Origin of the sequence: Sorangium sp. So ce375 (genome assembly GCF_051473855.1) — a bacterium.
Classification (GTDB): Bacteria; Myxococcota_A; Polyangia; order Polyangiales; family Polyangiaceae; genus Sorangium.
The window spans coordinates 2,296,416-2,314,689 of the sequence record NZ_CP150335.1 but is presented as its reverse complement, the minus strand read 5'-3'; the positions used below and the strand labels follow the sequence as shown (position 1 = coordinate 2,314,689).

Sequence of the window (18,274 nt, the reverse complement as noted above, 5' to 3'; positions counted from 1 at the left end):
AACGAGTTTTCCGGAGGAACCCTACAAATCCACGCCTGCGGTCATGTCGTGAGAGCGGCGAGGAGACGGTCGTTCAGGCGCGCTCGTGGGCGGCGCGCGGCTCATTGCAGAGCCGCGAGCAGGGAATCCCACGTGCGACGGAACGCGAGCTCATGGCGCGTCTCGGGCGCCGAGCCACTGCGCCGCGAGCGCGAGCGTCTCGCCGTTGTCGAGCGCGGATAGAAACTGGTCCCGGTAGTGAGGATTCGAGATCTGCCCGGCGCGGGACAGCACGCTGTGGCGCGCCCGCGCGATCGCGGCGAGCGCCTCGGCCTGCCGGCCGCTCGCAAAGAGCGCCTCGGCCCGGACGAGCCGGATCAGCGACTCGCCCTCCTCGACCGCGCCGAGCGACTCCAGGAGGGAGAGCGCGTCGCCGGAGAGCGCGAGCGCCTCTTCGGAGCAGCCCTTCCGGAGCAGGACCCGCGCGGCGAGGGCCCACGCCGCGGCGCGCAGCGGCGGCGCGCTCTGCAGGAGCTCCGCGGCGGCGCGGGCCTCGGCCTCGGCTGCGCCGAGGTCGCCGGCGAGCAGCGCCGCCTTCCCCAGGTAGGCGCGGGCGACCCCCTCGGCCCTCGGATCGCCCAGCCGCTGGAACGTCGCGATCGCCTCCTCCTCGACCCGCCGGGCCCCGTCGAGATCGCCGCGGGCGATCATCACGTTGCCCAGGTTGCTGCGGGCGAACGCGACGAGCTCCGTCAGATCCATCTGCTCCGCCGCGCGGAGCGCGACGCGCAGCGCGGCCTCGGCCCCCTCGTAGTCGCCGAGCTCCATGGTGATGGCGCCCAGGTTCACCCGCAGCGAGCACGCGTTGCGGCGGTCGCCGCTCCGCTCGAACACCGCGAGCGCCGCCTCGATGCCGTCGAGGCAGGCGCCGAGATCGCCGGAGGTCATGGTGCGGATGGCGCGCGCCTCGTAGAGCCGGGCGAGCACCTCGACGTCGAGCGGCCGCTCCTCCTCCCCGCTGCGCTCGAGCGCCTCGATGATCTCGTCCGCCACCGCGTAGCGGCCGCCGAAGGCGAGCCAGTTGGCCCCCTCGACGAGGCAGACGTCCCTCCCGGTCAGCGCGCCCTCGCGGGGCGACGCGCCCCGGGCCATCGCCACCCAGGACTCCACGCGATCGAAGGCCCCCTGCTTGCCGGCCGCCACGACCACCCAGGTCACGGCGGAGTACCAGGACGGCGAGCCATGCTCGAAGAGCGCGACGGCCTCGAGCGCGCGCTGCTCGGCCACGACGAAATCGCCGCGCCACACGCGGGCCTCCGCGTCGACGAGCAGCAGCCCGCCCGCCTCTGCCTCGGTCGCGCCGCACGCGAGGCCGCGCTCGGCGTGGCGAACCGCGGCGAGGAGGTCGTTGCCGCGCAGCGCCTGCTCCGCCGCGCGCCGGTACCACGCCGCCGCGCGCCCCGGCTCGGCGCCGCGCTCGAAGTGCTCCGCGAGCTCCGCCGCGTCGCCCTTCCCCTCCCCTTCGAGCCACTCGCCCGCCAGCCGGTGGCCGAGCCGCCGGTCGTACTCCGTCAGCGCCCCGTACGCCGCCTCCCGCACGATGCCGTGCCGGAAGCTGTACTCCGGCTCGTCCGCTCCAGCCTCGATCGGAGCGCCGTGCTCGAGCGCCGCGGGCCGGCGTGCCGGCGAGGCCTCGCGCTCGGGCGCGTCGCCAGGCCCGCCGCGCTCGGGCGACGTGGAGGAGGCGCTCTCGCCGGGCGCGCGTCCCCGGCCAGGCTGCCGCCTCGGGGCGATCACCTCGCGCTCGACGAGCTCGGCGAGCCGGACCGCCACCTCGGCGTCGGCGCCGCCGAGCAGCGCGGCGACGCCAGCGGGGCGGAAGCTCTGGCCGAAGACGCTCGCCGCGCGCAGGACACGCCGCGCCTCGGGGTCGAGCGCCTCGAGCCGCGCCTGCACCATCGCCAGCACCGTCTCCGGCAGCGCGGCCCCTCGCCCCTCGGCGGCGGCGCGGATCTGCTCTTCGAGGAAGAAGGCATTGCCGTCGGCCCGCTCGACGAGCGTGCCGATGATCTCGTCGGTGACGGCGCCGCCGAGCGCCTGGCGCACGAGCCGCTCGCTGGCGCGGCGCGAGAGCCCCGTGAGCTCGATCTCCTGCACGCCGCGGCCGGCCCACAGCTTCGGGAACACCTCGCGCACCTCGGGCCGGCCGAGCGCCAGCACCATGAACGGCGCGTCGCGCAGGTTGCGGAGGGCGCTGTTGATCATGCCGACCGTGGGCAGGTCGCCCCAGTGCATGTCCTCGAGCACGAGCAGCACCGGCTGCGCGGCGCACTCGGCGCGCAGGAACTCCTCCCACGCGAGGTGCAGCTGATCGCCCATCAGCACGGAGCTCCGCCGCGCCGCCCTGAGCGCCTCGCTCGCGTCGTCCGGGAAGGGCGTCCCGACGAGCTCGCCGAGGAAGGGCGCGACGCGGGCGCCGGGCTCGCCATGACGAGCGACGCGCTCGCGGATCTTGCGCTGCACGGCCGCGGCCGGCGCGCCGTCGGCGACGCCGATCGCGCGGCGGAGCACCTGCGCGAGGAGGCCGAAGGCGGAGCCGGCGCTCATGGGATCGCCGCGCGCGATCCAGACCTCCATCGGCTCGTCCCGCGCCCGGAGGCGCCGGAGCAGCTCGACGCGCAGGCGAGACTTGCCCATGCCGGCGGGGGCCGTCACCAGCACCGCGGACGGGGTCTGCTCCTCGATGCACTGGACGAAGGTCGCCTCCAGGAGCGACAGCTCGCGGTCACGGCCCACGCACGGCGTGGGCTTGCCCAGGAGGCGCGGCACCGCCTCGAGGTCGTCGCGCTCGCCGCGCAGGAGGTGCCCGGCGCCGTCCGACCCCAGATCGAACCGCGCGCCGAGCAGGCCGGCCGTGACCTCGTCGATGCGGACGACGCCGGGCCGCGCCTCGTCGCCGGCGAGCAGCGCGGCGGCCTGATCGATGAGCTTGCCGATGGGTGAGCGCGCGGAGATCTCGGCGCGCCCCGAGACGAGCGCGACGGGCGCGCCCCCGAGCAGCACCTGCATCGCGAGCGCGCACCGCGCCCCCCGGGCGGCGAGATCGGTCGGCGCGACGAGGCCGGACAGCACGACGACGGGAGAGCGCGCCTCGATGATCTCGAGGCGGCCCTGGTGGCGCTCGGCCAGGGCGCTGAGCGCGCGCACGCGGAGCGCGTCCTCGCCCTCGGACCGGGTCGCGTCGCTGTCGAGCGCGCCGTCGCGGGCGAGGAGCAGGCAGATCATCCGGCGCTCGCCGGTCGTGAGCTCGGGCGTGGGGCCGCCGAGGGGCAGGGAGAGGCCGCGCCGCGAGCCGGGCGGGAGATCGCCGAGCGACGCGAGCTCCGCGGCCACGGCCGCGCCGTCGCGGGGGCGGTCGCGCGGGGCCTTGGAGAGCATGCGCATCACGAGGTCGTCGAGCGCGGCCGGGACCTCGCCGCGGAGCTCCCGGAGCCGCGGCGGATCCTCGAGGAGGACCTTCACGAGCACGGAGAGGCCGTCGTTGCCGACGAACGGGGGCCGGCCCGTGAGGCAGCGGTAGAGGATGCAGCCCAGCGCGAAGACGTCGGCGCGGGCGTCGATGGAGAGCTCGCCGCGCGCCTGCTCGGGGGCCATGTAGCCGGGGGTGCCGAGCATCACGCCGGGCATGGTGAGCTCCTGGCCGGCCTCCGCGACGCGCGCGACGCCGAAGTCGAGCAGGGTGACCTCGTCGACGGAGCCGTCGACGAGCAGGAGGTTGCTCGGCTTGAGGTCGCGGTGGACGATGCTGAGCCGGTGGAGGGCGCCGAGCGTGGAGGCGACGCGCACGCCGAGCGCGAGGCTCTCGGGGATGTTGAGCGGCTCGCGGAGCAAGCGCTCGGCGAGGGTCTCGCCGGAGAGCCACTGCATGGCGAGGTAGAGGTCGCCGTCCTCGGTCGTGCCGTGGGCGACGTACCCGACGACCCCGGGGTGACGGAGCGCGGCGAGCGCTTGGGCCTCCCGGAGGAAGCGGCGCGCCTCCTGGGGGCCCGTGCGCTGGAGGATCTTCAGCGCGATCGGCTCGCCCGTGAGCCGATCGCGAGCGCGGAAGATCTGCGCCATTCCGCCGGACGTCGCGTGTCCGTCGATCTCGAAGCGGTCGCCGACGAGGTCGCCAGCGCGCATCAGCGGCCCCCCTGAGGCGGTTCAGAGAGCCGCAGCGCTCGCCTGTGCGTTATTTCGGACGAGCCCATCGCACCGACGAGGATATCCAGAACTGCGGCGCTCCCAGTCAGCAATTTGTGCTGTAAGCAAGGCAACGTCAGGGGCTGCAGCGTGATGAGCGCGCGGCGAGGGCGGATCCGAGGTTGTTCACCTCACCACAACGAACAACGATGTACCGGACGTCTGCCCGAGTCGATTAGCCCTGCGCGTGTCCGTCCTTGGCGCCGGAGAGGGTTTCGTCGACTGGCCTCACCCAGGCGCGCTTTCCATCGAAGACCGCGACCATCTCGTGCACGGGCGCGGCGCCAGCGGCGACCAGCTCCGCCGCGTAACGGCGATCGCGGACCTGCCGCGCCGCGGCCAGGAGCGCCTGCTCCGGGGTCTCGCCTCGCTGTGGCACCTTGAGCTCCAGCACGACGCCTGGACGGCCCGGCGCCCGCGGCCGCACGAGCAGGTCCGCGCGACCGAGGCCCGACTCGCGGTTCGAGCGAACGTCGTAATCGCCCTCGAGCTGCACCAGGAGGCCCAGAATGAAGCCGTGATAGAGCTTCTCCGGCTCCCGGCCGGCGGGGTCCTGATAGGACATCACCGTGATGAGAAGCCGCTCGATCAGCGCCTCCAGCGAGGGGGCATCGCCGCCGAGCAGCGCGCGGATCAGCGCCTCGGCGTGCCTCCGCTCCGGCAGCCCGCGCCGGAGCCAGGAGCGGAAGAGATCGCGGTACGCGACGCGGACCTCGATGTTGGGAATGGCGAGCGAGGCGATGACCTCGCCGAGCTCCTCCCGCACCGCCGTGGTCGTGAGATAGCCGGAGAAGAGGAGGAAGCTCCACAGCGCCTCCGGCTGCTGATCGAGATCGCGCAAGACGATGTTCTCGTCGATGCGTGCCTCGACGGGCTCGCCGCGCAAGAGCGCCTCGGTCTCGCCCGAGAGCCCGAGCCCCCGTCGGGCGATGAGGCGCTCGAGGATGTCGGGCGAGGCGGTGTTGAGCCAGTACGGCCGGAGAGCGCCGCTGGCCACACAGTTGAGGATCGACCAGGGATTGTAGATGACCTCGCCGCCGAAGCGATACCCGTTGTACCACGCGCGCACCTCGTCGAGGTGCGGCGGCGCGGGATCAGGGAGCGGCGCGTGCTGGGCGGCGGCGACGCTGTCGGGCCGCGCTTGCTCCAGGACGCTGGCGACCTCGGCCTCGGTGAAGCCAAAGGACGTAGCATAGCGGCGGTCGCTCAGGATCGACGACACGATGACGTTGTTCAGGCCGGAGAAGAGGTTCTCCCGCGCGACCCGCAGCACCCCGGTGAGCGCCCCCTTGAAGAGAGAGGGGTTGTCTTTGAAGGCGGCAAAGAAGAAGTTCCGGAAGAACAGCGTTATCTCGTCGAGAAAGCCGTTCAGGTAACCGGACTGGATGGGGGTGTCGTACTCGTCGATCAGGATGGCCACCTTCTGGCCGTGGTGGCGCGCGAGGTAATCGGAAAGCTCTCTCAGTGAGCCACGGCAGTCTTCCTCCGAGATCTCTCCGAGGAGCATGTGCTCGAAGTGTCGCCGCTCATCGGGGCGGAGCGCGTCGCTCTGCAGCAAGTACTGATTCTGGCTGTAAAGGCGCTGCACGTCCGTACGGATCGCCTCCAGCGTGGTCTCGTAAGAGAGGGTCTTGATGTCCTTGAACGTCAGGAAGAGGGCGGGGTACTGCTGGAAATGCTCACGGGCCGCTGGGTCGCTCCAGACGGCGAGATCCTGGAACAGCGGGGAGAGGTCCTCGTCGCGTTTCCCCAGAAAATACGCGAGGGTGGAGAGGTTCAGGGTCTTTCCGAAGCGGCGTGGCCGCGGGAACAGGACGACCTGCGCAGGATCGGCGAGGAGCTGTCCTATGAAAGGAGTCTTGTCGACATAGCCCGCGCCCGCGCGGCGGAGCTCACGAAAATCGGACTGGCCGAGGAGGCGGACGAAGGGCATGGCTTCAATGGGGCCGCCGCCTCTCAGCGGCGAAGAGGCGACAGACGGTGCTTCAATGGGGCCGCCGCCCTTCAGCGGCGGAGACGACTCGCGCGCAGGGGACGGTCCCCGGCCATACCCCTCGCGTCAAGCGCGCCGCCGGGGTGGTCGCAAGGAGGGTCTGCTCAGCGCACCAGCCAGGCGCGCCGCCTAGATCGCGCCCGTTCCCGGCGCCGCCGCTGCTCCGCGTGGCCCCCCGCGCACCGTCGATCTACCCTACCCCGGTGCGATCCCACGTTCTGGCCGGCTGCCTCGCGGTCCTGCTCCCCGCGGCCGCGACGCTCGCGATCCCGCACGCCGAGGCCGCGGATTTCGATCCCTCCGGCCGCGGCAAGCGGCCCAGGCCGAAGGCCCCCAAGCCCGGCGGCGGCAGGCCGGGCCCCGCGGCGCGGCCGCAGCCCGCGAAGCCGCCCCAGGCGAAGCCGGAGCCGGCCGAGACCGGCGACGGGAAGCGAGGCGGCCCGTCGAGCGACGCGCTGATCGCGCGCTACACGGCGATCGTCATGAGCCAGCCGAGCGCGCCCTTCCCGCTCCAGCGCCTCGCCCAGCTCTACCGCGAGCGCGACGGGAACCTGAAGAAGCTCGTCGAGGAGTTCGAGCGCCGCGCCGCGCAGCCCGGGGCCGACGCCTGGGCCTCCAAGGTCGTGCTCGCCGGCGTCTACAAGCAGGACGGGCGCTACGACGACGCCATCAAGACGTACGAGGCCGCCATCGCGGACCGGCCCGGGGACCCGGCGGCGATGATGGCGCTCGCCCAGCTCGAGGCCGATCGCGGCGACAAGGCGAGCGCCCGCGCGCACTACGAGAAGGCGCTGCCGCTGCTCAAGGTCCCCGCGGACGTCGAGCAGACCCGGCGCACGCTGCTCGCGCTCTGCCTCGACCTCTCGGACTTCGAGGCCGCCAAGGCGCAGCACGACGCGCTCGTGAAGAACGCGCAGGGCTCGCTCTTCGTGAAGGCCGAGCTCGGGCGCGAGCTCTCCGCGCGCGGGCACCACGCGCGCGCCGAGGCCGAGTTCCGCGAGCTCGTGAAGGCCGCGGCCGGCGACAACCGGGCGCTCGCGCCGGCGCTGCGCGATCTGGGGCAGTCGCTCGCCAAGCAGAAGAAGATGGACGAGGCGCTCGCCGTGCTGAAGCGGGCGCTCGCCATCGCCGGCAGCGCCGCCGGCGTGCGGGCCGAGATCCTGCTCATCATGACCGACGCGTTCCGCGCCGAGGGCAAGCTCGCGGAGCTCATCGCGATCCTCGAGGCCGAGAAGGCGCAGGACTTCCAGCGGCTCGCGACCCTGGGCGCGCTCTACGAGGAGACCGGCGACGTCGACAAGGCGATCGCGATCTACAGGAGGGCCCTCGCGCTCGACGGCAAGCACATCGACACGCGGCTCCGGCTCGTCCACCTGCTCCAGACCGCCGGCGAGCTCGACGCCGCGATCCGCGAGTACGAGCTCCTGATCAAGGCGGCCCCGGGCAACGCGGATTTCGTCTTCGAGCTGTGCGAGACGCTCATCCAGCGGGGAGACCGGCCCAAGGCGCTCGCCCTGCTCACCCAGCTCGAGGGGCGCGTCGCGGACGAGCCCGAGACGCTCGCGGCCGTCGCCGATTTCTACGAGCGGGTGGAGGAGAAGGACCGGGCCCTCAAGGTGCTCCAGCGGCTCGCCGGGGCCGCGGGCGGCGATCCGAGCCACCTCGTCGACCTGGGCGACCGGTACTTCCAGGCGGGCGACAAGAAGAAGGCGCTGGAGACGTGGGCGCGCATCAAGCAGGTCGTGCCGAGCCGGGCGCGCGCCGCGGCCGCGCTCGGCGAGGTGTACCTCGACCACGACATGGTGGCGGAGGCGCTCGCCGCGCTCCGGGAGGCCGCGCAGCTCGAGCCCGCGAACAGCCGCTACAAGAAGGCGCTCGCGATCGCGCTGGAGCGCACCGCGAGCGCGCTCGGCAACGCGGGGCCGCGCTACGCGGAGGCGCGCGAGCTCTGGGAGCAGCTGCTCGCCGGCGCGGGCAACGACAAGCTGCTCGCGCGCGAGGCGCGCACCCACATCGTCAGCCTCTGGTCGCTCACCCACGAGCTGCCGAGCCGCGTCGCGCCGCTCGCCGCGCGCTTCAACGCGACCCCGCCCGACCTGGAGGCGGGGCGGCTGCTCGCCGAGGTGCAGCGCAAGCTGCACCGGCTGCCCGACGCCGAGGCCACGCTCCGGAGGCTCGTCCAGGCGGCGCCGGGCGACGAGGACTCGCTCCTCGCGCTGGAGCGCGTGCTCGTGCTCCAGCAGAACCTCCTCGGCGCCATCGACGTGCTGGGCAAGCTCGTCGAGGTGAACCCGAAGCGGGCCCGCGAGTTCTACCAGCGCATGGCGCAGTACGCCGCGGAGCTGTACCGCGACGACGACGCGATCCGGTACGCCGCGCGGGCCGTCGAGCTGTCGCCCGAGGACGCGAGCGGCCACCAGAAGCTCGGCGACATGTACCGCCGGCGGCAGGACTTCCCGCGCGCGATCGCCGAGTACCGGCAGGCGCTCGCGAAGAACGACCGGCTGTTCCCCGTGTACTTCGACCTGGCCGAGCTGCTGCTCACGGCGGGGCAGGCCGACGAGGCCGACCGGCTCTTCCGCCGGGTGGTGAGGGCGTCGAACGACGAGGAGCTCGTCGCGCGCGCGGCGCGGATGTCGATGCAGGTGAACCTCGGCCGGGGCTCGCTCGAGGTGCTCGAGCGCGAGCTCCTGCCGGTCGCGGTCGGCAACCCGCAGAAGCCGCTCTACCGGCGGCTGCTCGTGGAGCTCTACGGCGCGATGACCTTCCCGCTGATGCAGAAGGTCCGCGGCGAGGGCCGCGCGGCGGGCGCGGCGGCGCGCGCGGAGCTCGCGAAGATCGGCGCCCGCGCCGTGAAGCCGCTGCTCGACGCGCTCGCCGACGAGAAGGAGTCGCAGCAGAAGATCGCGATCGAGGTGCTCGCCTACGTCGAGAACAAGGGCGCGGGGCCGGCGCTCTACAACTTCGCGATCGGGCAGGCGGACAAGGGCCTGCGCGCCCGCGCGATGATCGCGTGCGGCGCGCTGCGCGACCCGGCCATGCTGGAGCGCTACGAGCAGATGCTCGCGCCGAGGGACGCGGCGGCGAGCGTGCTGCCGAACGACGCGGTCGCGGTCGCCGCGGCCTGGGGCGTGGCGCGGCTCGCGGCGGACGGCGGCCGGCCGGCGGCGAAGGCGGAGGCGCTGCTCGCGCGGCTCCTGTCCTCGCCGGCGCCGGAGGTGCGGGCGCTCGCGGCGCTCGGCCTCGGGCTGACGCACGACCGCAAGCACGCGGCGGCGCTGTCCGCGGTCGCGAGGGCGCCCGAGGCCGGGTCCGTGCCGCGCGCGGCCGCGGTCCGCGCGCTGGGCGAGCTCGGGGGCGGCGGCGAAGGGCCCGCGCTGTTCATGTCGCTCGCGTCCTTGGGCGAGCCGGAGCTCCGCCGCGCGGCGCTCCTCACGCTCGCGCGGCTCGGCGGCGCGGGGCCCGCGAACGGCGGCGCGGGGCCCGCGAGCGGCGGCGCCGGCGAGGCCGAGGCGCTCGCCGCGGGCGGGGCCGCGCAGGCGATCGCGGCCGGCGCGTTCTCGTCGGACGAGGGGCTGCGCGGCGCCGCGGTGTCGGCGGCGGTCGCGCTCACGCGGCGCACGTACACGCGCACGCGCGAGCCGCTGCCGGTGCCGGACGGCGCGCTGACCGTGAAGGACGTGCTCGCGGGGCTCGATCCCGATCCGCCCGGCCCCGAGGATCGCGCGGCGGCGCTCGTGGCGCTCGGCCCGGCGCTCCAGAAGGCGGCGGTCGCCGCGGTCGCGACGTCGCCCGAGCGGGCGCTTGTCGTCGCGGACGCGCTCCTGTCGCGCGGCGCGGCCGTGTCGGGCGGGGCAGGCGGCGATCGCGGCGCAGACGGGGGCGGCGCGGCGCTCGGGCTCGCGCCGTTCACGGACGTGCGCGCGGCGCTCGCCCCGGAGCCGAGGCGGCAGGTGGAGGCCGCCGTGGAGGGGATCGCGGCGGCGGTGGTGAGCGGGTTCGTGGCGCTCGTGCGGCACCCGTCGATCGAGGTGCGCACGCGCGCGGTGGAGCTGCTCGCGATCCGGCCCGAGCCGGAGGCGCAGGCCGCGGTGGTCGACGCGCTCGGCGATCCCGAGGAGAGCGTGCGGCGCGCGGCGCTCTCGGCGCTCGGCGCGGTCCGGCACGGGCCGACGATCGCGGCCGTCTCGGAGCTCTTGCGGACCTCGTCGAGCTGGCCGCTGCGCGTGCGCGCGGCGGAGGCGCTCGGTCGGCTCGGCGGGCCGGGCGCGCCAGGCGGGGGCGCTCCCGCCGGCAAGCCGGGCCAGGTCGCGGAGACGCTCGGCGAGGCGGCCCGCTCCGACGCGTACGCCCTCGTGCGCGAGGCGGCGGCCCGCGCCCTCGCCTCCGCGGACCGCGCGGCGGCGGCGCCGGTGCTCAAGCACCTCGCGGCGAGCGATCCCGAGCCGCGCGTCCGCCAGGCGGCGGCCGAGCTGATGCGGAGCGCCGCGCCTTGAGCCGCGCCGCTCCGCCCGGGCCGCGGCGCCCCGCGCTGCGGCTCGCGCCGCTCGCCCTCGCCGGCGCGATGAGCGCCGGCGGGGCGGCCGGCTGCGACGACCTGAGCCGGTTCTCGACGGCCGACGGGGAGGCCTACTGCGGCGCGATCACGCTGGGCGGCGCGTTCCGCGCCGGCCTGAGCCCGCGGGTGCAGATGCGGCTCACGCTCGACGCGGACGCGCTCGACGGGCCGGAGCCGCCGGGCGCGCTGTGGACCTACGAGGCGCCCGACGGGGCGGCGCCCGAGCGGCGCCTCCTCGACGGCGCGCCGCTGCGGCCGATCGGCGCGCTCGCCCACGATCCGCTGTCGCGGCTGGAGTTCGGGGAGGGCCGGGAGCGCAACGCGATCTACGCGATCGACGCGTCGGATCCCGAGACGGAGCCGCTGCTCGCGGTACTGTCGCTGCGCACGGACGAGTCGGTCGAGGTGCGGCTGCTCCGGCCGGGCCGGGCGCCGCTCGCGTCGGGCGAGGCAGAGGCGCCGGGGCAACGGCAGGTGTTCGGCAATTTCAGGCTCACGCGGCGGACAGGGACATGCGGGTTCTAGGGATCGAGACATCGTGTGATGAGACGGCGGCGGCGGTGGTCACCGAGGGCGGCGACGTCCTCTCCGACGTCGTGCGCAGCCAGGTGGCGCTGCACGCGCCGTACGGGGGCGTCGTGCCCGAGGTCGCGGCGCGCGATCACGCGCGCGCGGTGGTCCCGGTGGTGCGCGAGGCGCTCTCGCGCGCGGGCGTCTCCGCGGCGGATCTCGACGGCGTCGCGGTGACGTCGCGGCCGGGGCTCGCGGGGGCGCTGCTCGTCGGCCTGCAGGCCGCGAAGGGGCTCGCGTGGGCCGCGGGCAAGCCGCTCGTGGGCGTCGATCACCTCGTCGGTCACCTGCTCGCGGTGTTCCTGCGGCGCGGCGGCGCGCCCGCCTTCGACGAGCGCGAGGGGCCGTCGTTCCCGTACGTGGCGCTGCTCGCCTCGGGCGGGCACACGGCGATCTACCGGGTCGATGGCCCGGCGATCGGCGCGATCCGCGAGCTCGGCGCGACGCGCGACGACGCGGCGGGCGAGGCGTTCGACAAGGTGGCGAAGCTGCTCGGCCTCGGGTATCCGGGCGGGCCGGTGGTCGATCGGCTCGCGGCCGGAGGCGACGCGGCGGCCGCGGCGGAGGCGGTGCCGGCGGTGATGGCGCGCAAGGAGTCGCTGGAGTTCAGCTTCTCGGGCATCAAGAGCGCGGTCGCGCGCCACGTGGCGAAGCGGGGGCGGCCGGAGGGGCAGGCGCTCCGCGACCTGTGCGCGGCGTTCCAGGGGGCGGTCGTCGACGCGCTCGTGCAGAAGACCGTGCGGGCCGCGCGGGCCGAGGGGATCGGGCGCGTGGTCCTCGCCGGCGGGGTCGCGGCGAACCAGGGGCTCCGGGCGAGGATGGCGGCGGCGTGCGAGCGGCGGGGCCTCGCGCTGTTCGTGCCGCCGCTCGCGAGCTGCACGGACAACGGGGCGATGATCGCGTATGCGGGCGCGCTTCGGCTCGCGGCCGGTGAGCGGGACACGCTGGATCTCGCCCCGGAGACGAGGACGGCGCTGCCGCGGGTGACCCGCAAGGGCGGCGGCGCGAGGTGAGCGCGAGCGATCGAGGCAGTAGCCCGGACGGACGCCGGAGGCAGCAGCGGCCGCGGGGGTCGCAGCGTGTGAGACGATCGCGCGTGGTGACGCGCGGTGGAGGGTGGTAGAGGGCGGTGAAGTGACGGCTCGTGCAGGGGATTACCTCACACTTGTCCGCTACAGCGAGCCGTGGTCTGATGCGAGCACTGGACTCAGGCCGGCCCGAGCCGGCCGTTTTCCGGCCGCACGGGACAGGACAGCTTGGAAGAGCCGCCCGGCGGGGCGCGAGGGTTGTGAGCCATGCAGGTTGTTCTACCGATTGTGCTGGGGTTGATTGCGGTGGCGTGCGGAGCGGGGGCCGTGTTCCTCCTGATGCAGGTGGCGCCGCTGAAACGGCAGCTGAAGGACGCGAACCAGCACATCGAGGCCCTCCGGCAGGCCAAGGGCCAGCTGGATCAGCTGCGGGCGCAGTACGGGCAGCTCCAGCAGGCGCTCGAGCTCGCGAGGGGCGAGGACCGGCAGAAGGTCGACTGGCTCGACGCCCAGCAGAAGGAGATCGACTGGTACAAGAGCGAGCTCGAGAGCCGGCCCAAGATCACGCAGAAGCGGTACAAGATCCTGACGCTGGGCATCAAGTGGACCGGCAAGACGTCGCTCACGCTCAAGTGGGCGAATCCGCTCGTGGATCTCGGCACGCTGCAGGGGACGAAGATCGAGCGATACGAGCGGACGGTGAGCCACGTGCTCACGAAAGAGGTCTTGACGGAGCACGTGTTCGAGATCGGCGACTGGGGCGGTGAGCACATCGTCGACGCGCAGCAGGAGCTCATCATGGAAGAGATCCATGGTCTCCTGATGGTCGTGGATCTGGCGGGCAAGGACGGCCAGAAGCTGGAGCCGTCACGGATCCAGGAGCAGCTCCGGGAGTTTCAGCAGCAGTCGCTGCAGTTCTTCTTCAGCCCGAAGACGCTGGCGTCGTGCAAGGCGGTGGTGTTGTTCATCAACAAGTCCGACGTCCTGTCGGGGACGCCGGCCGAGGTGGAGAAGGAAGCGCGCGGGTATTACAAGCCGCTCATCGACAGCCTCGAGCGGTACAAGAACAACATCGATATCCGGGTGCTCGTCGGGTCGGCGAGCTACGGGCACAGCACGCACCATCTGTTCTCGCATTTCGTGGAGCGCATCCTCCCGAAGAACGCGTACGACCCGCAGCTGCTCCAGCGGATGAAGCAGGACGTCAGCGCGAGCTCTGCGCTGGCGCGGACCGCGGCGCTCCCCGCGCCGCAGCTGCCGCAGCAGGTCAGGCCCAATGTACGGTAGCGAGGGCGCCTCGGGGTATGTGATCCCGCGGTACCGCGCGCCCGCGGATGCGTCGTGGTACCACGTGCTGCACGGGAACATCCCCGGGCATCAGATCGATTTCATGTACTGCCCGGAGGTGCCCCAGGGGGCGCTCACGACGACGCACTTCAGCCACCTCGCGCGGCTGATGAAGTACATCGAGCCTGCGACGGGGACGACGCACGCGTTCGCGATCGGCAACCTGTCGCGCGACGACACGCAGCACGAGCCAGGGCACGGGGCGGTGGGGCTCATCTTCGGGTTCCGGATCGGCGGGGCGGTCGACCACGCCGGGAGGGGGAATCCGCCGTTCGCGCACGGCATCGTCGCTGTGGATCGGGACCTCGGCTACGCAGCGCTGCTGGAGGCGTCGGCGACGTTTTACCGTCACGTGATGAACGCGACGGAGCTGAACTCGTCGGCCGGGATGTTCTACCGCGAGTACACGGGCGCGGTGCGGGAGGCGCCGGAGCGCGTGGCGCACGTGCTGGAGCGGTATGTCGAGGAGTTCGGGGATCTACCTTATCTCCGGCGGAGCGGCGCGACGTGGGACTGGGTGGCCGACGAGGGGTCGCAGCCGAAGCGGGTGGTGATCGTCCACAAGGCTGACGAGCCCTTCGGGGTGATCGCGCACGCGGCGGCGAAGATCGCGGCGGTGCTGTACCGCTCGAACATCAAGTGGACGTCGATCACGAGCGGACGGGAGGCGGATATCCCGGGTGGGGTCTCGGTGCGGTTCGTGCGGGAGCGCGATGTCACGATGGAGGATCGGCACGGGGGGCTGATCCGGATCGAGGATGTCGCGGAGGACAGCGCGGAGATCGCGAGGCGGGTGTTCGGGGCGCGGCCGCAGGGCGAGCAGGAGGAGAAGCCGCAGTTCGGGGGGTGGCGCGAGCGGTATGCCGCGCAGCAGGCGGGGGGCGCGGCGCACCTGGCGCAGACCGCGGGGGGCGCGGTGCCTGGAGCGTCGGGCTCGGACCGAGGGCTGCCGATGTCGGCGCAGCCGGCGCCCTGGCATCACGAGCGGGGCGAGGCGCACGGGCACGCCGTCGAGGGGCCGGGCGCGGCCGTATCGTCGAGGTCGGCCGGGGCGCCTGCGATGGGGATAGGGCCGAAGGGGACGCTCGTCATCGACGCGGAAAAGCTGCTCCGTGGCGTGTTGCCGGGGGAGGCGGCGCCGGTCCATGCGGCGCCTGGCGGGGCGGCCCTGGGTGGCGCGGCGGTCGGCGGGGGAGCGATCGCGAGGAGCCCGGCCGAGGCGGCGCGCGCTGCGGGCGCGCCGGCGCCTCAGGAGGCGCTGCCGCCGCCTGTGCCGGCGCGCGCCGGCGCGGCGGACGAGGAGCTCGGGGACATTCCGATCGTCGTCGAGCGACCCCGGGGCTCGCGCAAGGCGCTCTGGGCGGTGGCAGGGCTCGGGTGCGCCGTCGCGGCGGGGGTCGTCGCGTGGGTGGTGTCGAAGCCCGCGGAGACGCAGCCGATGCCTCCGGCGACGGAGCCACCGGCGCAACCCGCGCAACCGGCGCCGGAGCGCGGCGCGCCTGGAGCGAGCGCGACGGAGAGCGCGGGGACGGCGGCCGCGCCGGCGGGGACGGCGGCGGCCGCGGAGAAGGCGGGGACCCCGGAGAAGGCCGGCGGCGCGGAGGAGGGGCCGCAGGAGAAGTCGCCTGGGCCGGCCGCGGGTGCTCCTACCGCCGCGGCCAAGGCGAGCCTGCCGGGGAAGCCGGGCAGCACGAAGTCGGGCGCGAAGGTGCCCGCCGAGCAGCAGCAACGCGGGAAGACCCCAGAGCGCGCTCCGGAGGACCAGAGGCCGCTGGGGGCGATTCAACCGAAGGTAAAGTTCTGACCATGCGTCTCGTGCAGACTGTTCCATGGATGTGCTTCGCCGGATTGCTGACGGCCGCCTCGCCGAGCGAGGCGCAGCCGAGGGGCGGCGGCGCAGCGCAGGGGGATGCCGCCGCGGCGGTCAGGGCCCCGACCGCGCCCAGCGCGGCCATGAGCGACAAGGCGCGAAAGCTCTACATGGAGGGTGTGGCCGCCTCGGAGAAGGGGCGGTGGGCGGACGCCTATGCGTCGTTCGTCGCGGCGTGGGCGCTGCAGAAGCACTACACGATCGCCGGCGGCATGGGGACCTGCGAGCTGATGCTGCAGCGGTATGTCGACGCCGCGAAGCACCTCGCGATCTACGTGCGCGAGATCGAGAAGGACGCGACCGCGACGGCGGAGGAGCGCGCGGCCGCGCTCAAGACGTACGCGCAGGCGCGGGCGAAGGTGGGCGCGGTCAAGCTGCACGTCAACGCGGAGAACGCGGAGGTGGCGGTCGGGCAGGAAGCCGTCGGGACGGCGCCGCTCCAGGATCCGGTGTTCCTCGAGCCGGGGGCGCACACGATCACGGTGCGGCACCCGAGCTACCAGCCAGCGGACGTCACGGTGGAGCTCAGAGCGGGGCAGGAGGTCGAGCGCAGCATCGAGCTGACGAGCGCGCGAGCGGGCGAGTCGCCGGTGGGGACGAGACCGGAGGCTCCGGGACAAGGGACCGTCGTCGCCCCCCCCGTCCCCGGGCCGAACAAGACGCTGCTCATCGCGGGAGGGGCGGCGGCCGGGGTGGGGGTGATCGCGGGGACGGTGTTCACGATCCTCTACTTCGGGAAGGCGGACGACGCGGAGAATCTACGTCAGGATGTCCTTTCCGGCGGCGCGCCCGAGAGGTACTGCCCCAACGCCAAATCGCCGTCAATTTGCGCAAAATTGAACGACACAATCGACATCCAGTACCTATTCGCCAACATGGCCATTGGCAGCTTTATCGTCGGGGCAGCCGGGGTGGGGACGTTGATCTACGCGCTCGTGGATAGGCCTTCCGTACCGGACCGTCGCGTGCAGGTCGCACCGCTCGTGGGATCGGGCGTGACCGGCTTTTCCTTGAGCGGTCGATTTTGAGTGGAGAACTCGTGAACCGGGGAGTCGGCAGGATGGGTCATCGTCTTGGTTGTCGGTTCGCGGCGACGTTTCTCCTGGCGGCGATGGCCGTGGGGATCCAGGCGAGCGGGTGCTCAGCCGAGGAGTGCGCGAGGCTGGAGTCTCCGATTTGCCCGACCGTCGCTGGCGGGGACGGTGGGAGCGGTGGAATCGTCCATCCGCCTGCGGGGTGCGACCCGGGAACAGCAAAAGAAGGCGTCGGCGATGACTGCGGGGTGTTCGTGTCCGAGAGGGGCGCCGATGGCGCCGCTGGCACCAAGCAGGCCCCGCTCAAGTCGATTGGCGAAGCCATCGGCCGCGTAAAAAACAGCGAAAATCCACGAGTTTACGTGTGCATCGGGGAATTCACGGAATCCCTCTCGGTGCCCGCCGGCGTGACGATTTTCGGCCGGCTCGACTGCGACGCCAACTGGATACGGGTCGATGAAGAAGGCAAAGAGACGGTCCTGACGGCGGAGGCCGGAATGGTCCCTCTCAAGATCAGCGCTGCGGGAGGGAGCACTCGAATCGAGGACCTCCATGTCAAAGCAGAAAAGATCAGCCCGCAGGATGCCACGATGCGTGGGACGTCGTCCATCGCGACGATCGCCGAGGGCGGCAGCATCACGCTCGTGCGCTGCACGCTCGAAGCGGACGAGGCTGCGCCGGGACCCACGGGAGCGCTCGCCGATCCGCCGGACAGCGAGCTGGATGGGGAGCCGGGCAGCGCCGGCAACGCTGCATGCACGGCGGCGGTCGTGGCCCCTAACGCGGAGCCGAGCAAGGACTGCGGGACCGGGGATTCCAATGATATCTCAAGGGGTGGATTGGGCGGAAACGGCGGTCGCAACCAAGCGTACCCTGGATACAATGGTTCTCCCAACGGCATAGCCAATGCCGGAGCCCGCCAGGGGAACGGAGACTGCGGCGAAGGCGGCATGGGCAAGGTTGGCGACCCCGGAGTTCCAGGCCTGGGCGCCACTGGAACAGGGACGATCAGCAGCGCCGGTTATGAGGGCGCTCCTGGGCAGCGTGGCCAACGCGGGAGACCCGGCCAGGGCGGTGGCGGTGGCGCGGGTGGGATGGGTGAGGGCGCCTGCACCGGTGCATCAGCAAACTTTGGCGGCGCGAGCGGCGGCTCCGGCGGGACCGGTGGCTGTGGCGGCAACGGCGGCAACGGGGGTGGAGCAGGTGGCTCCAGCATCGCGCTTCTCAGCATCGATGCAGCGCTTACCTTTCAGGAGGTTCGCCTGATCGCCAAGGCCGGTGGCAATGGCGGCGCCGGAGCCTCGGGCCAGCTCGGCGGAGACGGCGCTGCCGGGGGAGCCGGCGGCACGGGCATCTCCAACAAACCCCTGAGCGATGGCTGCGCCGGCGGTGCGGGCGGCGAGGGCGGTCAAGGCGGAAAGGGCGGCGGCGGGCTCGGCGGGCACTCCATCGGCATTGCCTTCCGTGGCACCCCGCCGCCGACCGTCGGGGTCGAGATAGACCACGGTGTTGCTGGCGGCGGCGGCGAGGGTGACGACAGCGACACCAAATACAACGGCAAGCCTGGCGTCGCGGCCGACACGCACGAGTTCACCAACCCCTGACTTTCTCGTGGTGCGAGCCCCCGTCGGCGCCCCCTCGTCCCCGGGCCAC

Annotated in this window: 9 protein-coding genes; 7 read left to right on the top strand and 2 right to left on the bottom strand. The window is 73.2% G+C overall.

The genetic code is table 11. The features are described 5' to 3' along the window. Window positions 1-150: 150 nt before the first annotated feature. Window positions 151-4,161 (bottom strand): protein kinase domain-containing protein, encoded by a 4,011-nt coding sequence (locus tag WME90_RS08840; RefSeq protein WP_437280641.1) that lies wholly within the window; start codon window positions 4,159-4,161, stop codon window positions 151-153. A 235-nt stretch (window positions 4,162-4,396) separates the two neighbouring features. Beyond that, window positions 4,397-6,154: an AAA family ATPase gene (locus WME90_RS08835; protein WP_437280640.1), complete on the bottom strand. Its 1,758-nt coding sequence runs from the start codon at window positions 6,152-6,154 to the stop codon at window positions 4,397-4,399. Window positions 6,155-6,417: 263 nt separating this feature from the next. On the opposite strand from WME90_RS08835, the gene WME90_RS08830 reads away from it, so the two are divergent. The 7 genes from WME90_RS08830 (at window position 6,418) to WME90_RS08800 (ending at window position 18,225) form a co-directional block, all read left to right on the top strand. Then, window positions 6,418-10,710, top strand: coding sequence for a tetratricopeptide repeat protein (locus WME90_RS08830; RefSeq protein ID WP_437280639.1), 4,293 nt, complete (start codon window positions 6,418-6,420; stop codon window positions 10,708-10,710). Further along, on the top strand, window positions 10,707-11,297 hold the full coding sequence (locus WME90_RS08825) for a hypothetical protein (RefSeq protein ID WP_437280638.1): 591 nt from the start codon (window positions 10,707-10,709) through the stop codon (window positions 11,295-11,297). Before WME90_RS08830 ends, WME90_RS08825 begins: the two co-directional genes overlap by 4 nt. Continuing rightward, window positions 11,285-12,355, top strand: coding sequence for a tRNA (adenosine(37)-N6)-threonylcarbamoyltransferase complex transferase subunit TsaD (gene tsaD, locus WME90_RS08820; protein ID WP_437280637.1), 1,071 nt, complete (start codon window positions 11,285-11,287; stop codon window positions 12,353-12,355). Before WME90_RS08825 ends, tsaD begins: the two co-directional genes overlap by 13 nt. A gap of 342 nt (window positions 12,356-12,697) precedes the next feature. After that, window positions 12,698-13,657: a hypothetical protein gene (locus tag WME90_RS08815; protein WP_437280636.1), complete on the top strand. Its 960-nt coding sequence runs from the start codon at window positions 12,698-12,700 to the stop codon at window positions 13,655-13,657. Continuing rightward, complete coding sequence (locus WME90_RS08810) at window positions 13,647-15,521, top strand: hypothetical protein (RefSeq protein ID WP_437280635.1); 1,875 nt, start codon at window positions 13,647-13,649, stop codon at window positions 15,519-15,521. The genes WME90_RS08815 and WME90_RS08810 overlap by 11 nt, the downstream gene beginning before the upstream one ends. Window positions 15,522-15,523: 2 nt before the next feature. Next, on the top strand, window positions 15,524-16,615 hold the full coding sequence (locus WME90_RS08805) for a PEGA domain-containing protein (RefSeq protein ID WP_437280634.1): 1,092 nt from the start codon (window positions 15,524-15,526) through the stop codon (window positions 16,613-16,615). 254 nt (window positions 16,616-16,869) lie between these two features. Beyond that, complete coding sequence (locus WME90_RS08800) at window positions 16,870-18,225, top strand: hypothetical protein (protein ID WP_437280633.1); 1,356 nt, start codon at window positions 16,870-16,872, stop codon at window positions 18,223-18,225. The last annotated feature ends 49 nt before the right edge of the window (window positions 18,226-18,274 follow it).